General features: G+C 47.6%; 12 protein-coding genes. 9 read left to right on the forward strand and 3 right to left on the reverse strand.

Annotation, left to right across the window (positions count from 1 at the left end; translation table 11 throughout):
- Positions 1–2 precede the first annotated feature (2 nt).
- Positions 3–2,258 (reverse strand): inorganic phosphate transporter, encoded by a 2,256-nt coding sequence (locus tag E7747_RS15690; RefSeq protein ID WP_136416928.1) that lies wholly within the window; start codon positions 2,256–2,258, stop codon positions 3–5.
- A gap of 254 nt (positions 2,259–2,512) precedes the next feature.
- On the opposite strand from E7747_RS15690, the gene E7747_RS15695 reads away from it, so the two are divergent.
- Complete coding sequence (locus E7747_RS15695) at positions 2,513–5,650, forward strand: glycoside hydrolase family 2 TIM barrel-domain containing protein (RefSeq protein ID WP_136416930.1); 3,138 nt, start codon at positions 2,513–2,515, stop codon at positions 5,648–5,650.
- A gap of 5 nt (positions 5,651–5,655) precedes the next feature.
- The gene (locus tag E7747_RS15700) at positions 5,656–7,215 is read left to right on the forward strand and encodes an alpha-N-arabinofuranosidase (RefSeq protein ID WP_276927920.1); all 1,560 of its coding nucleotides are present in this window, start codon (positions 5,656–5,658) and stop codon (positions 7,213–7,215) included.
- 129 nt (positions 7,216–7,344) lie between these two features.
- Here E7747_RS15700 and E7747_RS15705 read toward each other — a convergent pair whose 3' ends face one another.
- Positions 7,345–8,253, reverse strand: coding sequence for a LuxR C-terminal-related transcriptional regulator (locus E7747_RS15705; protein WP_168185375.1), 909 nt, complete (start codon positions 8,251–8,253; stop codon positions 7,345–7,347).
- A gap of 289 nt (positions 8,254–8,542) precedes the next feature.
- On the opposite strand from E7747_RS15705, the gene E7747_RS15710 reads away from it, so the two are divergent.
- From E7747_RS15710 to E7747_RS15740, 7 genes are read left to right on the forward strand one after another with little or no spacing between them, the layout of a single operon-like run.
- Positions 8,543–9,370 (forward strand): calycin-like domain-containing protein, encoded by an 828-nt coding sequence (locus tag E7747_RS15710; protein WP_123613330.1) that lies wholly within the window; start codon positions 8,543–8,545, stop codon positions 9,368–9,370.
- A 31-nt stretch (positions 9,371–9,401) separates the two neighbouring features.
- On the forward strand, positions 9,402–10,055 hold the full coding sequence (locus E7747_RS15715; protein ID WP_136416932.1) for an HmuY family protein: 654 nt from the start codon (positions 9,402–9,404) through the stop codon (positions 10,053–10,055).
- Between the two features lie 5 nt (positions 10,056–10,060).
- On the forward strand, positions 10,061–11,995 hold the full coding sequence (locus E7747_RS15720) for a TonB-dependent receptor plug domain-containing protein (protein WP_136416934.1): 1,935 nt from the start codon (positions 10,061–10,063) through the stop codon (positions 11,993–11,995).
- Positions 11,996–12,039: 44 nt separating this feature from the next.
- Positions 12,040–16,413: a cobaltochelatase subunit CobN gene (locus tag E7747_RS15725; protein ID WP_136416936.1), complete on the forward strand. Its 4,374-nt coding sequence runs from the start codon at positions 12,040–12,042 to the stop codon at positions 16,411–16,413.
- Positions 16,413–17,111: a hypothetical protein gene (locus tag E7747_RS15730; RefSeq protein ID WP_136416938.1), complete on the forward strand. Its 699-nt coding sequence runs from the start codon at positions 16,413–16,415 to the stop codon at positions 17,109–17,111. Before E7747_RS15725 ends, E7747_RS15730 begins: the two co-directional genes overlap by 1 nt.
- A 25-nt stretch (positions 17,112–17,136) precedes the next feature.
- Positions 17,137–17,748: a MotA/TolQ/ExbB proton channel family protein gene (locus tag E7747_RS15735; RefSeq protein WP_123613325.1), complete on the forward strand. Its 612-nt coding sequence runs from the start codon at positions 17,137–17,139 to the stop codon at positions 17,746–17,748.
- Positions 17,745–18,071, forward strand: a complete 327-nt coding sequence (locus E7747_RS15740; RefSeq protein WP_123613324.1) for a DUF2149 domain-containing protein — start codon at positions 17,745–17,747, stop codon at positions 18,069–18,071. Before E7747_RS15735 ends, E7747_RS15740 begins: the two co-directional genes overlap by 4 nt.
- Before the next feature lie 122 nt (positions 18,072–18,193).
- Here the strand turns inward: E7747_RS15740 and E7747_RS15745 are convergent, their stop codons facing one another.
- A complete protein-coding gene (locus E7747_RS15745; protein ID WP_136416939.1) occupies positions 18,194–20,803 on the reverse strand; it encodes a UvrD-helicase domain-containing protein in 2,610 nt (869 codons plus the stop codon).
- Positions 20,804–21,080: the final 277 nt, after the last annotated feature.

Genomic DNA, 21,080 nt, shown 5'->3' on the forward strand with positions numbered 1-21,080 from the left:
GTTTATCTCATTCTTGGAGGGAGGTTGAGTTTCATTGAGGCTCTGAGAAGCTTACGCATGTTGGAAACAAGCTCCTGTGTTTCGTTCAGCAGATTGAGGTAGACATACATGACAGTCAGACTCCGTGTGTCGCCTTCACGCAGATGATCATACGTGCTACGCGACAGTTCCGATATGTGATCCTTGACACGGTCACATTCCTTTCGCAACGCAGTGGTGCGGTTTACATCGGGATGTTCAATCAACTCCACCGATTCATCGAATATCGCATCGATCCGTTCTCTAAGAGGAGTCAGATCGACAACAAACTTTGCAGGAAGAAGCGGAAAATTATTATTGACATGTTCAAGACACATCTCGTTTATTCGCCGCAGGTTATATAGAATGGCCATGCAACAGTTGTTTGACAGGTGAAACCATGCGCTCTTTTCGATGGCGACATCAGGCGATGCCTTACGAAGACACAGTGTCTCTTTACGGCGTGCACTCTTCAACACATCTTTTTCTTTCATCAATGACTTCTCAAGTCTGTTAAGGGTCTTGGCCTCGTCACCGATAAATCCGGTTGCAACCTTGTCATATGAATCTTTGGCGAAATTCAGGAATTCGCTCTGCTGCCGTGCAAGATACTCCTTAAGCAATCCCCAGACGCGTGTCGAATCGTCAGTCTTGAGCATTGTCTGAAACAATACATCGTCGGCAGAATCAGCCTTTTTGCGCTTCGCAACAATGTTGCTTCTGATGAGCAACACCAATGCTGCTATAGCAACAATAACCATGACCGGCGTTCCGCCGAAGTGCATAAGCGTAACGATGATTCCGGCGGCTATGAATGCCACACCGGCTGTAATGAACCATCCGCCGATTACAGAGATGACACCTGTGATTCTGAACACCGCACTCTCTCGACCCCATGCACGGTCGGCAAGCGACGTACCCATAGCCACCATGAATGTTACGTATGTCGTTGAGAGTGGAAGTTTGAGCGATGTTCCTGCGGCAATCAAAGCTCCTGCGAGCACAAGATTCACCGATCCGCGCACGAGGTCAAACGCCGCTCCGTTTTCCATAATCACCTCCGAAGTGTTGAACCGTCGTCCTATCCACTGCCTTACTCCCTGCGGGATATATTCTTTGAGCCATGACACGAAACCGATGGTCCAACGCACAAGATTGCGCGACAGCCTCGATGAGCCGAACATTTCATCCCCGACATCCTGCCGGGTCAGATTGACCGAAGTCTCGACTACCTTACGGGCCTTCTTGGATGTCGCAAGCGAGACAACCATCACCACTCCTGCGCCAAGAAGGAAATAGACAGGAGTATTGGCCGATCCGTTGAGCGAATTCATCATAAATGCGCCCGGGTCGCCTGTTCCGTTGGCTATATAGTCGTTATAGGCCGACAAGCCTGACAAGGGCACACCGATAAAGTTTACAAGGTCATTGCCTGCAAAAGCCATCGCCAGAGAGAAAGTACCCATAAGCACCACCACCTTGAACACATTGACCTTCAACATGTGGAGAATCTGCATCAACACCGTGAAGAATACAAAACATCCACCAATGATGAGCGGAGTATTACCGTTGATCCATGCCTTCAGCTCCGGGGTCATGAATGCAAGATCCTTGATGCCCTTAATGAGAAGGAAATAGATTATTGCAGTCGAGGCGACTCCACCGAAAATACCGATTTTCCATCTCAGACGGCTACGGTAATTGAAAGTGAATATCGCGCGTGACAGCCATTGTACCACCATACCGAACACAAAAGCCACCGCAACTGAAAGAAATATACCGAGAATCACCGAAATAGCCTTTTCAGTATTCAACAGATCTCCCAATGTCAGGTCGCATGAATCTCCGGCCATCTTCAGAAGAGATATGGCAAACGCCGCCCCGAGAAGCTCAAACACCATCGACACCGTGGTCGAGGTTGGCATGCCGAGAGTATTGAAAACATCCAGCAGTATTATATCCGTGACCATAACGGCCATGAATATACATATCACATCATAAAACGTAAAATGCTCAGGTCTGAAAATACCGTGGCGTGCTATGTCCATCATGCCGTTACTCATCGAAGCACCGACAAAGACACCCACAGCAGCCACGGTGATGACGACTTTAAAAGTCGCGGCTCTCGAACCTATCGCTGAATTAAGAAAATTGACCGCATCGTTGCTTACTCCGACCGATAGATCGAATACTGCAAGCAGGAAAAGGAATATTACAATTCCGAGAAAGACTATATCCATCTGATAAATGTCTGGTGAATAAAAAATACCTGTAGAATTATACCTGTTGTTGATTTTCAATGCGAAGGTAGAAATGAGATGTTAACAAAATATTAAATCCGGGTTAACTGTAGGTTAAGTCGATATATCTATCAATCATTTTTATTCATATAAGTCTCATTTGTCATCCGTCGAGTGGATTTTAACAGTCTTTTTTACTAATTTTGTGGATATTCAACAGCAGTCAGACTGACATCAACACCCGATAATAAACCATGATTACTATTTTAAGAACTGTAATTTTCTCAGTGCTCACGACAACAATCGCGAGCAGTCTGGGCGCTATCACACCCGACTGGGAAAATCCATCGGTGTTTGCCGAAGGGCGCCTTGCACCACGAGCCACCTCCTATCCATATCCGACTCCGGCCGAAGCCCTCGCAGGCAACGGATATGGATCAGCCTACGTAATGCCGCTCAACGGAAAATGGAAATTCCATTTTTCTGCGAAACCCGACAGTCGTCCTGCGGATTTCCATTCACCGAATTTCGATGATTCCGGCTGGGACGAGATTTCTGTACCTTCTAACTGGGAAATGCTCGGTTACGGGACTCCCATCTACACCAATATCACCTATCCTTTCCCAAAGAATCCTCCCTTCATCGACCATAGCGATAATCCTGTCGGCAGCTACAGACATACGTTCCGACTTCCCGATTCATGGAAAGGCCGACGTGTCATCCTCCACTTCGACGGCAGCACGGCCGGAATGTATGTCTGGGTCAATGGACAAAAAGCAGGATATGTCCAGAGCACTAAGAATCAGGCAGAATTCGACATCTCAAGCTTTGTATGCGAGGGCGACAACACTATTGCCTGCGAAGTATACCGATGGACCGACGGCTCATATCTCGAAGATCAGGATTTCTGGAGACTATCGGGCATTGACCGCGACGTGTATATCTACTCCACAGCCGACGAACGCATACTTGACTTCTTCGCCGATGCCGGACTTGACAGGAACTATCGCGACGGCGTGCTGCGACTCAACACGGTTCTGCAAAATCACTCGGATCTAACCAAAGACACACGTCTCGACATAAGGATTTATGATGCCGCAGACCGTCAGGTGGCAAGCCAGTCGAAACAGGTCAGACTCAACGGCAACGCATCCGAAACCGTCGATATCACCCAAAAACTCCGCAACGTCAGAAAATGGAGCGCCGAAACTCCCAATCTCTATACTCTCGTCCTCTCGCTAACCGACAACAAGGGAAATATTATCGAATCGACCTCCTCACGCATCGGTTTCCGAAAGGTCGAAATCAAGGATAGCCGTCTTCTGGTCAACGGACAGCCGGTCGAGGTTCACGGAGTCAATCTTCATGAGCACCACCAGACAAACGGCCATGTGGTGGACCGCGAGACCATGCTCAGCGACATCCGCACGATGAAGCGACACAATATAAATGCCGTGCGCATGAGCCACTACCCTCAGTCACCGCTGTGGTATGACCTATGCGATGAATACGGGCTATATGTGGTGGATGAGGCTAATATCGAAATCCACGCTATGGGTGCCGAGCATCAGGGCGGCTTTGACAAATCAGTCCATCCTGCCTATCTCCCCCAATGGAAAGAAGCCATTCTCGACCGCCAGCGCACAATGGTCGAAAGAGACAAGAACCACCCCTGCGTCATCGTCTGGTCGATGGGCAACGAATGTGGCAACGGAGAAAACTTCTATGCCGCATACGACTGGATAAAATCGCGCGACACAAGCCGCCCCGTTCAGTTCGAACAGGCCGGAGAAGCGCCCGATACAGATATTGTGTGCCCGATGTATCCGTCCATAAACAGCATGAAGGACTATGCCTCGCGCACCGACGTGACACGTCCCTATATCATGTGTGAATATGCCCACGCAATGGGCAACAGTTCCGGGAATTTTCAGGAATATTTCGACATCATCCGCAGTTCCGCCCACATGCAGGGTGGCTTCATCTGGGATTGGGTCGATCAGGGACTTCTCACCAAAGACGAAAACGGCGAAGCTTATTGGGCATACGGAGGTGACTTCGGAGCATACAACTATCCCCACGATGAAAATTTCTGTATCAACGGACTTGTCCAGCCCGACCGCACCCCACACCCGGGACTGATGGAGGTCAAGAAAGTGTATCAGGACATACGCTTTGCGGCCATCGACCCGCAACGTGGCGAATTCGAAGTACAGAACCATTTTATAGCAACCGATCTCAGCGACTACGATTTTAGCTGGGAACTACTGCGCAACGGCGAAAAAATGGCAGATGGAACGTTTGAGCTAAATCTTCCACCCGGACAGAAAAAAGCTGTAAAAGCGCCTATCCCTTCTGTAGACATGAACGATGGCAACGATTACCATCTTTCAGTCTACGCCTACACCCGTAAGGGCGACGAAATCATTCCGGCTGCCCATGAAGTCGCCCGAGAACAATTCTCCCTCGCCACCGGCTCTATGACCATCCAAAAACCGGCGACAACAATCCCCGCCACATTCAATAAGGATGGAAACACATGGAGCTTCGATTGTCAAGGCAATGTAACAATAAAAGTCAACAGCCGTAACGGTGAAGTATATGCCTATGCGGTCAATGAACGTAATCTGCTCAACGGCTCGATCACACCGTCATTCTGGCGTGCGCCGACCGACAACGACTGGGGCAACAATGCACACCGCCGCCTGAACGCATGGCGCTATGCCGGCCATAACAGAAAGCTTACCGCCCTCACACACGACACCGACAAAGAGCGCCATATCATTACCGCTACCTATACCCTACCTGAAGTCAATGCAACCTATGTGTTGAGCTATACCATCCACCCTGACGGACGTCTGGGAGTAGAAAGCACTCTGCATGCCGACAGCGACCATATGCCCGAACTCATGAGGTTCGGACTCAGGCTGCCTCTTGACCGGTCAAAAGATAATTTTCGTTGGTATGGCCGCGGACCTTGGGAAAATTATTCCGACCGCAACACCGCATCATTCATGGGAATATGGGAAGGCAAGGTCGATGACCAGTTCTATCCCTACATCCGCCCGCAGGAAACAGGCAACAAGACCGATGTCCGCTGGGCCACACTGACCGACGACACCGGTTTCGGCATAAAGGTCAGCGGCCGTCAGCCATTAAATGTAAGCGCACTCGATGTGACTCCCGACGACCTCGATCCCGGAATGAAAAAATCACAGATGCACACAAGCGATGTCCATCACAGCCGACATAATGTGTATCTTAACGTGGATCTCGCACAGCGTGGACTCGGAGGAGACAACAGCTGGGGGCGCGGACCTCACAAAGAATATCTCCTGAACGACAAATCTTATAATTATTCATTCATAATCTCACCTGTCATCCCCGACTGATAATCATGAAACTATTATCCGTTAAAAACTTCACTTTGGCAGCCGGTCTCCTTTCCGGCATGCCACTGCTTGCAGCCGAAAAGGCGACAGTCACACCTCTTTTCAGCAATGTTGCCGACAGCGTAACTATTCCAGCCGAAATCTATGGTCAGTTTGCCGAACACCTCGGCACTTGTATCTACGGCGGACTATGGGTCGGTGAAAATTCGCCCATTCCCAACACATCCGGCTATCGCAACGATGTTCTCAATGCCCTTAAAGAACTTAAAGTCCCCGTGATGCGCTGGCCCGGCGGATGTTTCGCCGATGAATATCACTGGACCGACGGCATCGGCCCTAAAGAGAACCGTCCCGTAATGGTAAATACCAACTGGGGAGGCACGGTCGAGGACAACAGTTTCGGAACTCATGAATTTTTCAATCTCTGTGAGCTAATCGGCTGCGAACCCTATCTAAGCGGAAATGTAGGGAGCGGCACGGTCGAGGAGCTTGCCAAATGGGTCGAATATATCACCGCCGAAAACGGTCCTATGGCCGACCAACGCAAGAAAAACGGTCGTGAAAAACCGTGGAAACTCAAATATCTCGGTGTCGGCAACGAAAGCTGGGGATGCGGCGGCAGTTTTACTCCCGAAGCATACGCCAACGAATATCGTCGCTATCAGACATATTGCCGCAACTTCAATGGAAACCGACTCTACAAAATCGCTTCGGGCGCAAGCGACTATGACTACAACTGGACTGACGTGCTGATGAAAAATGCCGGCAGACACATGAACGGCCTGTCGCTCCACTACTACACTGTCAAGGGGTGGAACGGAAGCAAGGGTGCAGCCACCAAGTTTGACAACGACGACTATTACTGGACATTGGGTAAATGTCTTGAGATAGAAGATGTGATTAACAATCACGATTCTATTATGGACAAGTATGATCCCGCCGGACACGTAGCGCTTATTGTCGATGAATGGGGCACATGGTGGGACGAAGAACCCGGGACGGTCAGCGGACACCTCTATCAGCAGAACACCATGCGCGACGCTATGGTAGCCGCACTGAGTCTCAATGTATTCCACCGCCACACCGACCGTGTAAAAATGGCAAATATCGCCCAGATTGCCAACGTATTGCAATCGATGATTCTTACCAAGGACGGCGACATGGTGCTCACCCCGACCTACTACGTGTTCAAAATGTATATTCCTCATCAGAATGCCACTGTCATACCGCTCGACATCAAGACCTCGACACGCGCTGTGCGCGACGGACGCACAGTCCCGACAATAAGCGCGACAGCTTCTAAGAAAGATGGCGAAATGAACATCACACTGACAAACATTGACCTTGACAGTCCGGCTGAAATCACAATTCCTCTTGGCAACGATGTAAAAGCATCGGGCATCAAAGGTGAAATTCTGACAGCCGGCAATATCGACGATTACAACGACTTCGGCTCTGCCGAAAAAGTAACTCTCAAACAATTTGATAAAGTAAAATACTCAAAAGGCGCGCTCACACTCACTCTACCGGCAAAATCCATCGTCAGCCTCAGCATGAAAATCTGAACTGAAACAATACTTATTTGTAAATACCATCAGGGTAGATTCCGTGGGAAGGCCGGAATCTACCCTGATGGTATTTACCCGTTGCAGACAAGGCATTTCGAATCCCGTCCGACTGCAATCCACAGGATGTCACTGGTGAGGATTGACATCCTTTAAATCCACGAGATGATGAAGTATGGCAAAAATCGTAAGTCCGGCCGGAGAATGTATGCCGAGTTTCGCACTGAGATTGCGCCGATGGGTAGTGACAGTATGTATCGACAGACACAGCCTGTCGGCAATCTCCTTGTTTGCCATCCCGAGAGCGACGAACCTTATTATATCTTTCTCGCGGTCACTGAGCGATTCGAGTTGCGGATCGCTCTCTTCATTTTTATTATCATCGGGCGAGTCCATTACCGCGAGCTTAGAGCGCAGACGTTTCTCAAGATTCTCGACCGCCGGAACAAACAGATTTGTCTCCACATCAAAATGCGCCATAAGGTCACGTTCACAGCCTATGATATCGGACAGCACACTGCTTAGCAAATCATTGTCGCGCTGATTGTATGAATAAATGAAGATATCCTTCAGCTCATTGAGTTTTGATGTCATGTGGTTATGGTTGACCGAGAACTGGGATATGCTGAAACACTCGTCAATAGTCCCTCCGAGCAGTTTCTCCACGTATGTGAATATATGTTCGTTCTCATATTCCATGTGACGGCGCACCTCAACCACATAATCGTCATAGAATTTCATCAGCTGAAAAGCGACATCGTTTGTATCCGAATAGTTTATAGCCTCAATCAGCTTCCGGCGTATACCGGGCAATATGAAATCAATAAATGAACCGTGGGCGTGTTTAAGATAGCCCATCAGTGTCGGGAGATGTATGATGTAACGCCGATAGTTTTTACCGCTCAGAAGATTTGACACTGCAAGAAACGTGTCGGTATCAACACCGTGTTTTTCGCAAGCCTCCTTTATCTGACTGTCTCCGAAACCGAACGCGATGTCAAACCGGCTTATCGCCATAAGCAATAAGTTATTGTCCATTATTATCTCCCTCATCCGGTGATGAGGCCCATATTCCTGCTGCTTTTCCATTATAATTTCCCGGGCATAATCACCCATGCAAAGGTACGGTAAACCCCAAACCTCCACTATACCTAAAAATAATGAAAAAAAGACTATTTTACAGACGAATTACCGTTTTTTAAGTAAAAACCGTGTTAAATTAACCCAATTTCTGAGTATTGGCCACCCGGAATGTTAAATCTAATTTTGCATCGTTAAATTTTACAGCGAAAAAAATTAATCATTACATAACAAACCAATCTTCACAATGAAAAAATCAGGTTTCCTATTCCTTCTCCTCACCTCAGTAGCCTTTGCATCGTGCAGCGACAGCGACGACAGTGAAAAAGACCTTGCCAAAGAAATTGCCGGACAATATAACGGTTACACCGTGGCATCATGCGCTTATTTCAGCAATCAGGTGTCATCGAATCAGAAGCTCGCCATCTCTTCGACAGAAATAAATAAAGTGAATGTCGACTACGCATCCGATTCATGGGGAACAATCTCAATCCCTGACGCATCTGTGATCAAATCAGGGAATGAATATGTCATCACCGGCACAGGAACATCCGTGATGGGAATGCAGGGAAACGGAAGTAAGGAATATGTCTGCAACCTCAGCGGTAAAATCATTAACGGAACTGTCGACTTCACCTTCACTTGTCCCGCAGTTATGGGCGGTCTCAACATAGCCTTCATGCAAGGTGAAATTCCGGCAGAAACAGTCGTCCCCGGAACATACTCAGGCTATACCAAAGCAGACTGCGCATATTTTCAGGACATGTATGCCGATAATCAAAAAATCGAGATTGCTTCTAACGGCAACAATACTTATAAAGTAAGTCTGATATCGGACTCATGGGGCGAATTCACAATTGAAGAAGCGACTGTCACCACCGAAGGCAACCTGTTTAAACTTGAGGGCGCCGGCAAAACCCTCATGGGCATGGGAGGAAATGTGAGCGAGTATGCCTGCACGTTCTCCGGCGAGATTGATGCCGACAAGGAAAATCCGACATTCACTTTTAACGTTCCCGCCGTGATGGGAGGACTCACCGTGACTTTTAAGCCCGGTTCTGCACCACAGGTCTGACTTTCCTGAAATCCGATAAAACCGAAACACAATGGCAACTAACTTTATTTCATATCTTACAGCGGGAGCGGCAGCAATGCTGCTCTCCGCATGTAACGGAATATTGAGCAACATCTACGACGAACCTTCGACTGATGCTGTTTCAGAATACGGTTTCGTAAGCGAAGCCACCACAACATCTCCCGGCTCAATATATATCGACGCAACCGACTATACCGTCTGGACATATATCGACTTCAGGTCTATGACAACGACCGCTCTCGATGTCAACGCTCCTGTACCCGCGTCATGGGACATAGCCATACACCGCTACGATGCCAAGACAAACGGCGCAGAGGTCATGGAGACCGGTGCGACAAGCTTCTATTCGCTCGCCAACGTCGTCACTCCGACCGAAAACGATTATGTCAGCGACATCTGGACAACCACAACCATAGTCACAGATATGTCGACCATGATGGACGGTTACCTCAGCTATGCCGAGTCGTCCTATAACCCGGAGCTGTCAAAATGGCTCAACGTCGACAAAAGCTCAATGCCTCCGATCTACACTCCGTCAAACAAAGTATATGTCATCCGGCTTTCCGACGGCACTCTCGCTGGAGTGCGTCTGGCAAACTACATGGACGGGCTCGGAGTCAAAGGCTATATGACTATTGAATACATGTATCCGCTTAACCTGTAATCAGCATGAGACGACAACTTCTGAGTCTTGTTCTCCTCTCTCCCTCACTCCTCTTAGCCCAGTCATCGTCCCTGACAAAAGCACAAATCGATTCCATCGAAAAAGCATGGGAAGTAGAGCTTAACACCGTAGTGGTCACCGGCACACGCACTCCCAAACTGCTCAAAGACTCCCCCATCCTCACGCGAATTATCTCGGAGTCAGATATCCGCAAGACCGATGCTACAAATATCAGCGATCTCCTGCAGCTCGAACTTCCCGGAATCGAGTTTTCCTATTCGATGAACCAGCAGGTTTCGCTCAACATGCAGGGATTCGGAGGCAATTCTGTGTTATTTCTCGTCGATGGCGAACGTCTTGCCGGCGAAACTCTCGACAATGTTGACTACAATCGTCTGAATCTCAATAATGTCGGTAGAATCGAGATTGTCAAGGGAGGCGCTTCATCTCTCTACGGCTCTAACGCTGTCGGAGGAGTGGTCAACATCATCAGCCGCGAAGAAAGCGAGCCGTGGAGAGTGAATGTCAACGCCCGTTATGGCGCGCACAACGAACAGCGCTATGGCGGGGCAATAAGCTTCAAGACCGGCCGTATCAGCAGTGCCACCACACTCCAGTACACCTCGATTGATTCGTATGACATGAAAAACGATGGTGACTACAACCGCTTCTACGGCGGATACAACTGGAACGTCAAAGAGCGTCTGACCGTCAATGTCACCGACCGGATAAAACTGATCGGACGTGCCGGATATTATTTCCGCCAACGCAACGCCCAAGCCGCGTCGAGAGACAGATACCGCGACTTCTCCGGCGGTCTGCGCGGACTCTACACATTTTCTGACGCTGACAACCTTGAAGTGTCATATAATTTCGACCAGTATGACAAGAGCGATTATATCATCATCACATCGAAAGATGTCAGAAAATACAGCAACGTGCAGCACGGTGCGCGCGCCATTTACAACCACACCTTTGCCGGACGCCATATCCTGACTCTGGGAGGAGATATGATGCGCGACTATCTCCAGACCTACCAGTTCACCGACAATGGCAACAAGCGCCAGATAACAGCCGACGGTTTCGCCCAGTTCGACATGAATTTCGTCCGAAACTTCAACATTATAGCCGGAATGCGCTACGACTACTTTTCGGAAGCGAAAATGAGTCATGCGTCATCGCGTCTGAGCATGATGTACAAGCTTCCCCGCGTAGCGCTCCGCGGGTCATATTCAGGAGGATTCCGCGCACCGACACTCAAGGAGATGTATATGGACTTCGATATGGCAGGCATATTCATGATTTACGGCAATCCGGATCTGAAGCCGGAGACGAGCCATAATTTCCAGCTATCCGCCGAATACACCCGCCGACTTCTCAATTTCAGCATCGGGACATTCTGTAATCTTGTCAGCGACCGTATAACCACCGGCTGGAGTCAGGCTCTCAAAGGGCAGGTCTACACCAACATCGACAAGGTTACAATTTCGGGTGTGGATGCAAACATGTCATGGCGGACAGCCTGCGGATTCGGCACACGACTCTCATATATGTTCACGTATGAACAGGTAAAAAAAGGACAGCCATACACATCGTCAACCCGCCCTCACACCGCCACGCTGCGCCTTGATTACACAAAACGGTGGAAAAACTATGAGCTGATGGCTGCGCTCAACGGACGTTTCCTCTCAAAAGTAAAGGTCGACGAATACACTTCAGTCTCATCCTACGAGGAAACACAGCGGGTCACCTATCCTTCCTATATGATATGGAAACTGAACATGTGCCACAGTTTCCGAAAAGGAATCGACCTGACAATGGCGGTGGACAATCTGCTCAACTATGTTCCCAAATACTACTATAACAACTCGCCGACCACCAACGGCACCACCTTCTCGGTGGGCATGTCGGTCGACATCGACGAGTTTTTTAAGAAATAAGCCGGTTTTAAGAGCTTACATCAGAAATTATTGTTAAACGGACAATGAAAAATAAACGTAAAGTAATCATTATCACATCGGTCTGTGTGCTCATAGTAGCCACGGGCCTATTGCTTTGGAATATTTTTGCCTCTCCCACCAGAATCGCCTTTGTCAACTATCAGGCCATAAGCCTCGGTCAGATCTCAAAGGCAAACGACAATTCTTTCGTCACAATCAAGGAGCTTCCTGTCGAGGAACTCGACCATACGTCGGACTACGACATGGTCTTTGTCAACGGCATGGGACTCAGAATCACCGACGAACAGCGACAGTCGCTGGCCGCAGCAGCCGACAAAGGCACACCAGTGCTCACGACCGCTGCAACTAATCCGCAGAATCTTATTGTTTCAGTCGATTCGGTCGATCAGGCATTCCTGAAACAATACCTGAACGGAGGGAAAAACAATTACCGTAATCTGCTACGCTACGTGCGCAAGTATATTGACGGAAAGAGTCTTTTCACCGCCGAGCCGGGCGATCCGCAGACATCAGTGTCATCACTACTATATTATCCATCTGAGAACGATGACCTCAACTTTTCGTCGGTCAGCGAGTATGAATCATTCCTGAAATCCAAAGGGCGGTTCAATGAGAATGCCCCAGCAATCATTCTCACCGGCCAGATGGGTGTCCCAGACAGCCTCATCGCAGCGCTCGAACACGCCGGCAACACAGTCTATCCGGTCAACACAATCCAGCTTTTCATAAAAAACGGCCATGCCGACTCCATCTCTCCGGCAGCCATAATCAACATGGCCCACGGACGCATGGGTGACATGGTGGTGAATTATCTGACTGCTAACAATATCCCGCTGTTCTCACCTCTCAACGTAAACCGCAGCTATGACGAATGGATGGCCGACAAGATGGGTATGAACGGTGGTTTCCTGTCACAGAGCGTGGTGACTCCCGAAATAGACGGAGCTGTGCGTCCGTTCTCTCTTTTCGCCCACTACGAAGGTAAAGACGGACTCCCTTACGTGGCGGCTATCCCCGGCAGGCTTGAAGAATTTGTCGAGACTGTCGGCAACTACATCTCACTCCAGAAATCCGATAACCGGGACAAGAAGATTGCAATATTCTATTTCAAAGGTCCGGGACAGAACGCACTTGTAGCCGAGGGAATGGAAGTCGGGCCGTCGCTGTTCAATCTGCTCACACGTCTAAAAAAGGAGGGCTACAGAGTCGAGAATCTGCCCTCGACAGCTGCGGAACTTGAACAACGCATCAACGACTATGGGAAAGTGTTCAACCAGTATGCCCTCGGGGCTAAGGACTCATTCGTGAAGACCCATTCGCAGGAAGTCATATCAAAGGAAGACTACGACCGTTGGTGTAATGATGCCTTTTCGAAAGAAATGCGTGCTGAAATCGACGCTGTTGACGGCGACTTCCCCGGCCACGGACTGAAAACCGACGACGGTCGCCTCGCGCTCGCACGCCTCCAATTCGGCAACGTGGTGCTCATTCCCCAGACAGCCGCCGGACTCGGCGACGACGAATTCAAGATTGTACACGGAACTGAAGTCGCTCCGCCCCACAACTATGTGGCCTCTTATCTATGGGCTCGTTACGGATTCGATGCCGATGCGCTCATCCACTTCGGCGCTCACGGCAGTCTCGAATTCACTCCACGCAAACAAGTGGCACTCGGCAGCCACGACTGGCCTGACAGACTCGTTGGCACAATGCCTCACTTCTATGTCTACTCGACAAGCAATGTCGGCGAGGCCATGATGGCGAAACGTCGGTCATACGCAGCTATAATCAACTATCTCACGCCTCCATTCATGGAAAGCGAAGTGCGTGGCATATATAAGAATCTCTCTGACGCAATCAACGACTATAACCGTCTCTCCGGCGCAGAACATCCCGACGAAAATGCCTTGCGCAGAGCATCGCTCCTCGTAAAGAGATACACTGTAGAGCTTGGCATACACCGCGAACTGCGCATGGACAGTACACTCTCGCAGCCTTACAGCTCAGACGATATTGTCCGCATCGAGAATTTCGCCGAAGAACTCGCCAACGAGAAAATCACCGGCGCACTTTACGTGATGGGCATACCTTACTCAGACGAACATATCAGATCGACAGTCTATGCAATGACGGTCGACCCCGTGGCCTACAGTCTCTACGGACTTGACAAGGAACGCGGACGCACCGCCATCGACTATGAAAAGAACCGGTCGCAATTCGCACGCACCTATCAGGCCAAGGCCCGCACTCTCGTCAGCTCGCTTCTCGCGTCAGGCCGACAGGAAATCACAGACCAGTATCTATGTCAGATTGCAGGCATAACGCAGGCCGAACTCGACAGCGCACGCACTATAACGGCGACAGTCAACGGCTCTAAAGACATGCTCTCACGCATGATGGTTATGGGTGCTATGATGACTCCTCCAGCCGAACAGAATCTCAAGCTTTCAGACCGTCAGTCAACATCGGGCATGAAGCGGATGATGGCCCGGTCGGGGATGTCGCCTGAAAAAGCCATTGAAATGGCAAAGAAAATGGGTGCTGACGAGGAAGCCATCAAAAAAATGGAAGCAGCCATGAAGCGTAAGCAGCAGACCGGCCAGATTGAAAACGGGGGCAAAGGAAAAGCTCTCCCCGGATATGCAAGTGCCAACAGTTCCGGCACACATGTAAAAGCTCACGGCATGAAACGACCTGAATATTCCAAAAAGGAACTCGATTTCGCCAACGCCGTCTCGGAAGTCGAGCGGGCCGTCAAAAACGTCGGCAACTACCGTTCGGCTCTGACAGGAAGTCCCGAAGCGGAACTTTCATCCGTGGTCAACGCGCTTGCCGGCGGCTACATAGCCCCGACATCGGGAGGCGACCCTGTGCTTAACCCCGACATACTCCCGACCGGCCGCAACATGTTTGCGGTAAACGCCGAGGTAACACCGTCGGCCGTAGCTTGGGAGAAGGGCAAGAGCCTCACCGACAACACGATTTCAATGTATCGTAAAATGCACGGCGATTCCATTCCCCGCAAAGTCAGCTACACACTCTGGAGCAGTGAATTCATCGAGACCGAAGGCGCTACAATCGCACAGGTGCTCTATATGCTTGGAGTCGAACCTGTCCGCGACCCGTTCGGTCGAGTGACCGACCTGCGCCTCATCCCCTCGGCCGAACTCGGGCGTCCGCGCATCGACGTTGTGGTCCAGACGAGCGGACAGCTACGCGATCTCGCTGCCTCGCGTCTCTTCCTCATCAGCCGTGCGGTCAAGATGGCTGCCGAAGCTGCCGACAAGGAATATCCCAACTACGTTGCAGAAGGCGTGGTTGAGTCAGAACGTCATCTTGTGGAGAAGGGCGTGACACCCAAAGAAGCCCGTGAACTTTCGACAGCCCGAGTATTCGGCGGTGTCAACGGGAACTATGGCAGCGGCATTCAGGGAATGGTCGAAGCCGGTGACCGTTGGGAAAATGAATCGGAAATAGCCGAAACCTATATCAACAATATGGGTGCTGTCTACGGCAGCGAGGAAGACTGGGAAAAAATGCACGACTATGCGTTTGAGGCCGCTCTCACACGCACAGATGTGGTGGTGCAGCCACGCCAGAGCAACACATGGGGAGCGCTCAGCCTCGACCATGTATATGAATTCATGGGAGGCATGAACCTTGCTGTCAAAAACGTGACCGGCAAAGACCCGGAAGCCTACCTGAGCGACTACCGCAACCGCAACAACGCACGCATGCAGGAAGTCAAGGAGGCAATAGGCATCGAAAGCCGCACCACTATCCTCAACCCGACATATATCAAAGAAAAGATGAAAGGCGGAGCAGGAGATGCCTCGGGATTTGCCGACATAATCCGCAACACCTACGGATGGAACGTCATGAAACCCGCCGCTATCGACGACGAGCTGTGGGATGACATCTATGACACATACGTGGCCGACAAACACGGCCTCGGCATCAAGGACTATTTCACATCGACCAATCCCGCCGCCATCGAGGAAATGACAGCCGTCATGCTGGAGACCGTCCGCAAAGGGATGTGGGAAGCTTCACCCGAACAGGTCGAGGCTCTTGCCAACCTTCACACGGAGATAGTCAATGAATATGCTCCGTCATGCTCCGGTTTCGTATGCGACAATGCAAAGCTCCGCGATTTCATCGCTTCGAAAGTTTCGAAAGAGACCGCAGGAAAATACAATCAGGCCATAGGGACTATCCGCGCCGAAGCCGTGGCCGGAAGCGACAACGACGGCATGGTGATGCAGAAAGAGGAACTCAACAACACCGAGAAGACGACAAGCCGTATCAACGGCGTGATTGTCGGCATAGCCGTAGCGGTGGTGCTCGTAATTGTGGGAGTGCTTCTGCGACGCCGGAAAAAACAACAGGCCGAGTGATGGAAACAGTCGTTCTCATAATAATGCTTATGGTCAGTTTCAATTTCGCATTGAAACTGACCTATCACAATGCTGCCGGCCTGATCGCCACCTGCATGCTTGCCGCTATATTCGCAGGGCTGGCATGGCCCTTTGCCGTCAGCCAGTCCAAAGCCCAGATAGCCGACTGGCTCAATGCCCCCGACCTCATGCTCGACACCTCGGTCATCCTCACCGTCGATGTATTTTTCCAAGTCACATTCTGCGTGATGATGGCCAAGAAAATTGCCGGCGAAAAACTTTCGAAGGCGCAGGGAGCAATCTATACGGTGGCCTTTTGGTTTCCCGGACTGCTGATATTCCCGGTACTGTTTGCTTTGCTTGTAGAAATTATTTTCGCCTTCCCCGGCAATGATTTCTCCACTCTCGCGTGGGCTACAGGAGCCTTCGTGCTTGTCGCTGCTCCATCGCTCTCATATCTCATAAAATTCCTGCTGCCTGAAAGAGACCTCAGGCTTGAACTCATGTTTGTGGTCAATGCCATCACGGCTATCCTCGGAATAATCGCAACTGTAAACGGACGCACAGCCGTCAAAGGCACTAACAATGTCGAATGGGATGCCCTCGCAGGCTTCCTGCTTATCATGGCTGCCGGCGCTGTGGCGGGAATACTGATCCACAAACGCTCAACCAGAAAAATAATCTCAAAAATACAATAAACTTTATCACACGAAACATACTGCAATGAACATAATTTCCAACATTCTCTACTGGATTTCAACAGGGCTGCTCGTCCCGGTAATCGTACTCCTCATATTTTTCTTCATCCGCGCAATAATCCTCATCGGGACATTCTTCGGCCAGTATCTGCAGGTCAAGAAGCACTCGGAGTCATTCTATGCGCGCATCGTAAAACTCACACCGGCCACCCTCGACTCTTTCAGCGAAGCGCTCCCGGAGAAATCCGACACAGTCGTGACTGCTTACGCCAAGAAAATCATTGCCAGCCACGACAACCACGCACGCATCGACCTGCTGCTCTCGGAGTATGAGATCGAGGCCGACAAGGAACTGTCGACTTCAAAAGTGCTCACAAAGATGGGTCCGATTCTCGGATTGATGGGCACTCTTATCCCAATGGGACCTGCTCTTGTCGGACTGGCCACAGGCGACATCGCGTCGATGGCCTACAATATGCAGGTGGCTTTTGCAACGACTGTTGTCGGGCTCGTTGTCAGTGCGATCGGCTTCCTGACACAGCAGGTCAAGGAACGTTGGGCCGTAAAAAATATCACCATGCTTGAATATCTCGCCGAAGTGGTGAAATTGTCAGACTCTAAAACCGATAACCAATGAGACGCCGCCGACTTCTGACCCGCGCTGAAGACAGCGACCCTATGAGCGTTGTCAGCAACCTCTTTGATGTGGCAATGGTGTTTGCGGTCGCGCTAATGGTCGCACTCGTAAGCCGATACAATATGACCGAGATGTTCTCGCAGGAGGATTTCACTATGGTCAAGAATCCCGGAAAGGAAAATATGGAGATCATCACCAAGGAAGGCGAGAAAATCAACCGCTACACGCCCTCCGACAACAATGATTCGTCAGGGAACAAGGGCAAACGCGTAGGAACTGCCTACGAACTCGAAAACGGAGACATAATCTACGTGCCCGAGTAACAGACACGACAGAAATGTGATAGCCAACGAGGGTGTATCAAATCCGAATGATGAATTTGATACACCCTCGAAATATCTTGCCTAAACTTAAAATTTGTCTGACTCTTAAATAAATGAATTATCTACTCTTGGGTGAGTTTATTTAATCGCATTACGATTGATGTTTGACTTCTTCCCATTTTTGCTGCAATATATTTCACACTCTTGCCTTCACTATACAGTTTTAATAGAAATTGGTCTGCCTTCATTGTCCATCTTTTATTTGCGTTAGGATGTTTTATATAATTTACCTCTGAAACCTTTTCCGGATGTAAAAACTCTTCTACAAACACAGATGGAAAATTCCTGTTATACAATATGATAGTCTTAATTTTTGCCCTTGTTATAGCGACATAAAACAATCTCCGTTCTTCTCCATACGGAAATTGATCACTCTTAGTCAGAACATGATTAAGTACAGGGTCATCACTTACAAGAGAGGGAAAGCCATAAATATCCTTATTACATTGCAGAAGTATCACATAATCTGCTTCAAGACCTTTTGATTTATGGACTGTCAAGAATTCTATTTTTCGTCCTCCTATTATATAATAAAATTTACTACCTTCTTTTATTCCTTGATACACAAAAGATATATAATAATCATCAAACGAATATCGGCCTAATAGAAATATTGATTTATCCAACGGAATAGAAGATATCAGTTCTTCTATCGTTTTACAATAATCACGTCTATCATAAGGATAAAATTCCAATTCTGTTTTCATATCATAGCATGATGAATGTATATCCTTTTTTATTTGTGCGTTATTGCGTTGAATAAAAAGAGATGACAGAGAAACCAAAGGCTCTCCAAACCTATATGTGGTCTCAATTTTGTTTATTTCTGTCGGTCCAAAATATTTATGAAATTGATTAAAAAGAGCCATATCACTTCCCGAAAAACGATATATAGATTGCCAATCATCCCCTACACAATACAACTTTGCAGGATGCTTCCCTTCTCTCAATACTTTCAAGAAATTGTAACGGTCAACTGATATATCTTGAAACTCATCTACAAGGATATAATCATATTCAATTGGATGTGAAGTGCGACATATTTCTGTAGCTTGAATAATTGCATCTGTAAAATCAATCTTATTGCTATCTTTTAATATCTTGATATAACGTTCATAGACAGGTTGAAATATATTCTCTATAATAAATACACTTCGTTCATCAGAGTCATGTTTTGCTTGCTCTAAAACCTCTCTAACTGTTTTGCAACTTGATTTTACTAATGTCACGAAAGTAACGATAAGACGTATAAATGCTTTTTCTTGTTTGCTACCTTTAGGCAACACCATATTATATAATTCTTTATCGTTCTTTTCTTGAATTGGCACACCTGCATCCTCTAATATTTTTTTGATCTTATACTTTATATCTGAACAACGAAAATCCGCGCTTGATGTTACCAATAGTTGTGTGCCAAATTTTTTGTGAGCAGCTTTCTTCCATGTTATGCCATCATTATATTTTTGATTAGCTTCTTCATACGTTATATTTTTATCTTTCGCAAACCAAAGAGGCACCAGACTATGTTCATCAACACCAAAATGCTCCAAATAGATTCGTTTGGCTACTCCTGCCTGCTCAAAATATATTGAGAAATCAGGACAATACTGCGAGTGCATTTCATCTGCCAATGGATGTTCGTATGGCTCTTCATATCTGAAGTTTACTCCAAGAGATGATAACGCAAAACATATCTTCTGCTCTTGTTCACTTCTTACATATATTGCCTTACCATCCATATCAGGCAACATCGCTTTTAATTTTACACCTTTTTGTTCTGATAGTTTTTCTCGTATTTCATTCTTGCGTTGTTCCCAGTCAGATTCATTAATTTGATGATAAATAAAGTATTCCACCACACTTCTATTAAAATTATCATCCTTTAATAGTAGTGTGTGATAAATATCTATGAATAGGACATCTGTATTATCGCATATCGATGGTTTAACGCCTGTTTCTTTTCCGATAATATCAATGGCCAACTTATGAAATGTATAACCATTCAAACCTTGCGTAGCTATTCTCTCCGTAAGTTCAGCAGCAGCTTTATTCGTATAACTAATTAATAATATTCTATGCGGTGCAACGCCTTTTACTTCTGTTAGATACTTGACTTTGCCAACAATAGTAGAAGTTTTTCCACTTCCTGCACTACTAATCACTAAACAATTATTTTCCTCTGATACAATTGAGCGTCTTTGCTGCTTATCCAACGGATACTTCAAACAATGGTCAAAAAAGTCCTTATGTGTGTCAAGTAAAGAATCTATTATTGTATTATTATGATGTCTTATGAGCTTTTTAATATTACCAAAGTCATGAATTAGATTTGTGATTGTTGCTGATGGTGTAATATTAAAGGTTTTGAGTGTTTTAGCGAGTGAATATGCCTCTTTAAAATGTGATACATAATGATTTATGAAATCATCTTCTTCTGTTGCCGATACTATCTTACCATTAAAAGAATTATTTAAATATGTTTGAATATCAACAAATACAGCATCATTACGTTTAGATAATCTCTCTTTAGCTTCCTCATAGCTGGATTTTTCACTATAAGAGGATATGCAATTAAATTTTTCTGATAATTTTTTAGATTTATTTTTTAGGTATATTCGTATTATAGCGATAACCACAATACTAATCAAAACTACGAATGGAATTAACTGCATATCCGAGATTAAATAGCTATTTAATTTTTCCAACCATCTATAATAATCACTCTTACCACTCCATATAGGTTTATCCTATAGTAATAAATGGAATAAAGCAGAAATGTCTGAATCCGGCTGCTGAACGTTTTTTATCACTTGGCAAAGCCGGTAATCCGGCTGCAAATTTAACCAAAATATCTGAGGACAAGGCCATAATCGTCAAAAATAATAACTTTTGCTATCAAAGGACAAAAAATTATGTTTCTGAAAAATTTTTCGACTGCGGGAGATTCAT

It is taken from the genome of Duncaniella dubosii (assembly GCF_004803915.1).
GTDB classification, from domain to species: Bacteria; Bacteroidota; Bacteroidia; order Bacteroidales; family Muribaculaceae; genus Duncaniella; species Duncaniella dubosii.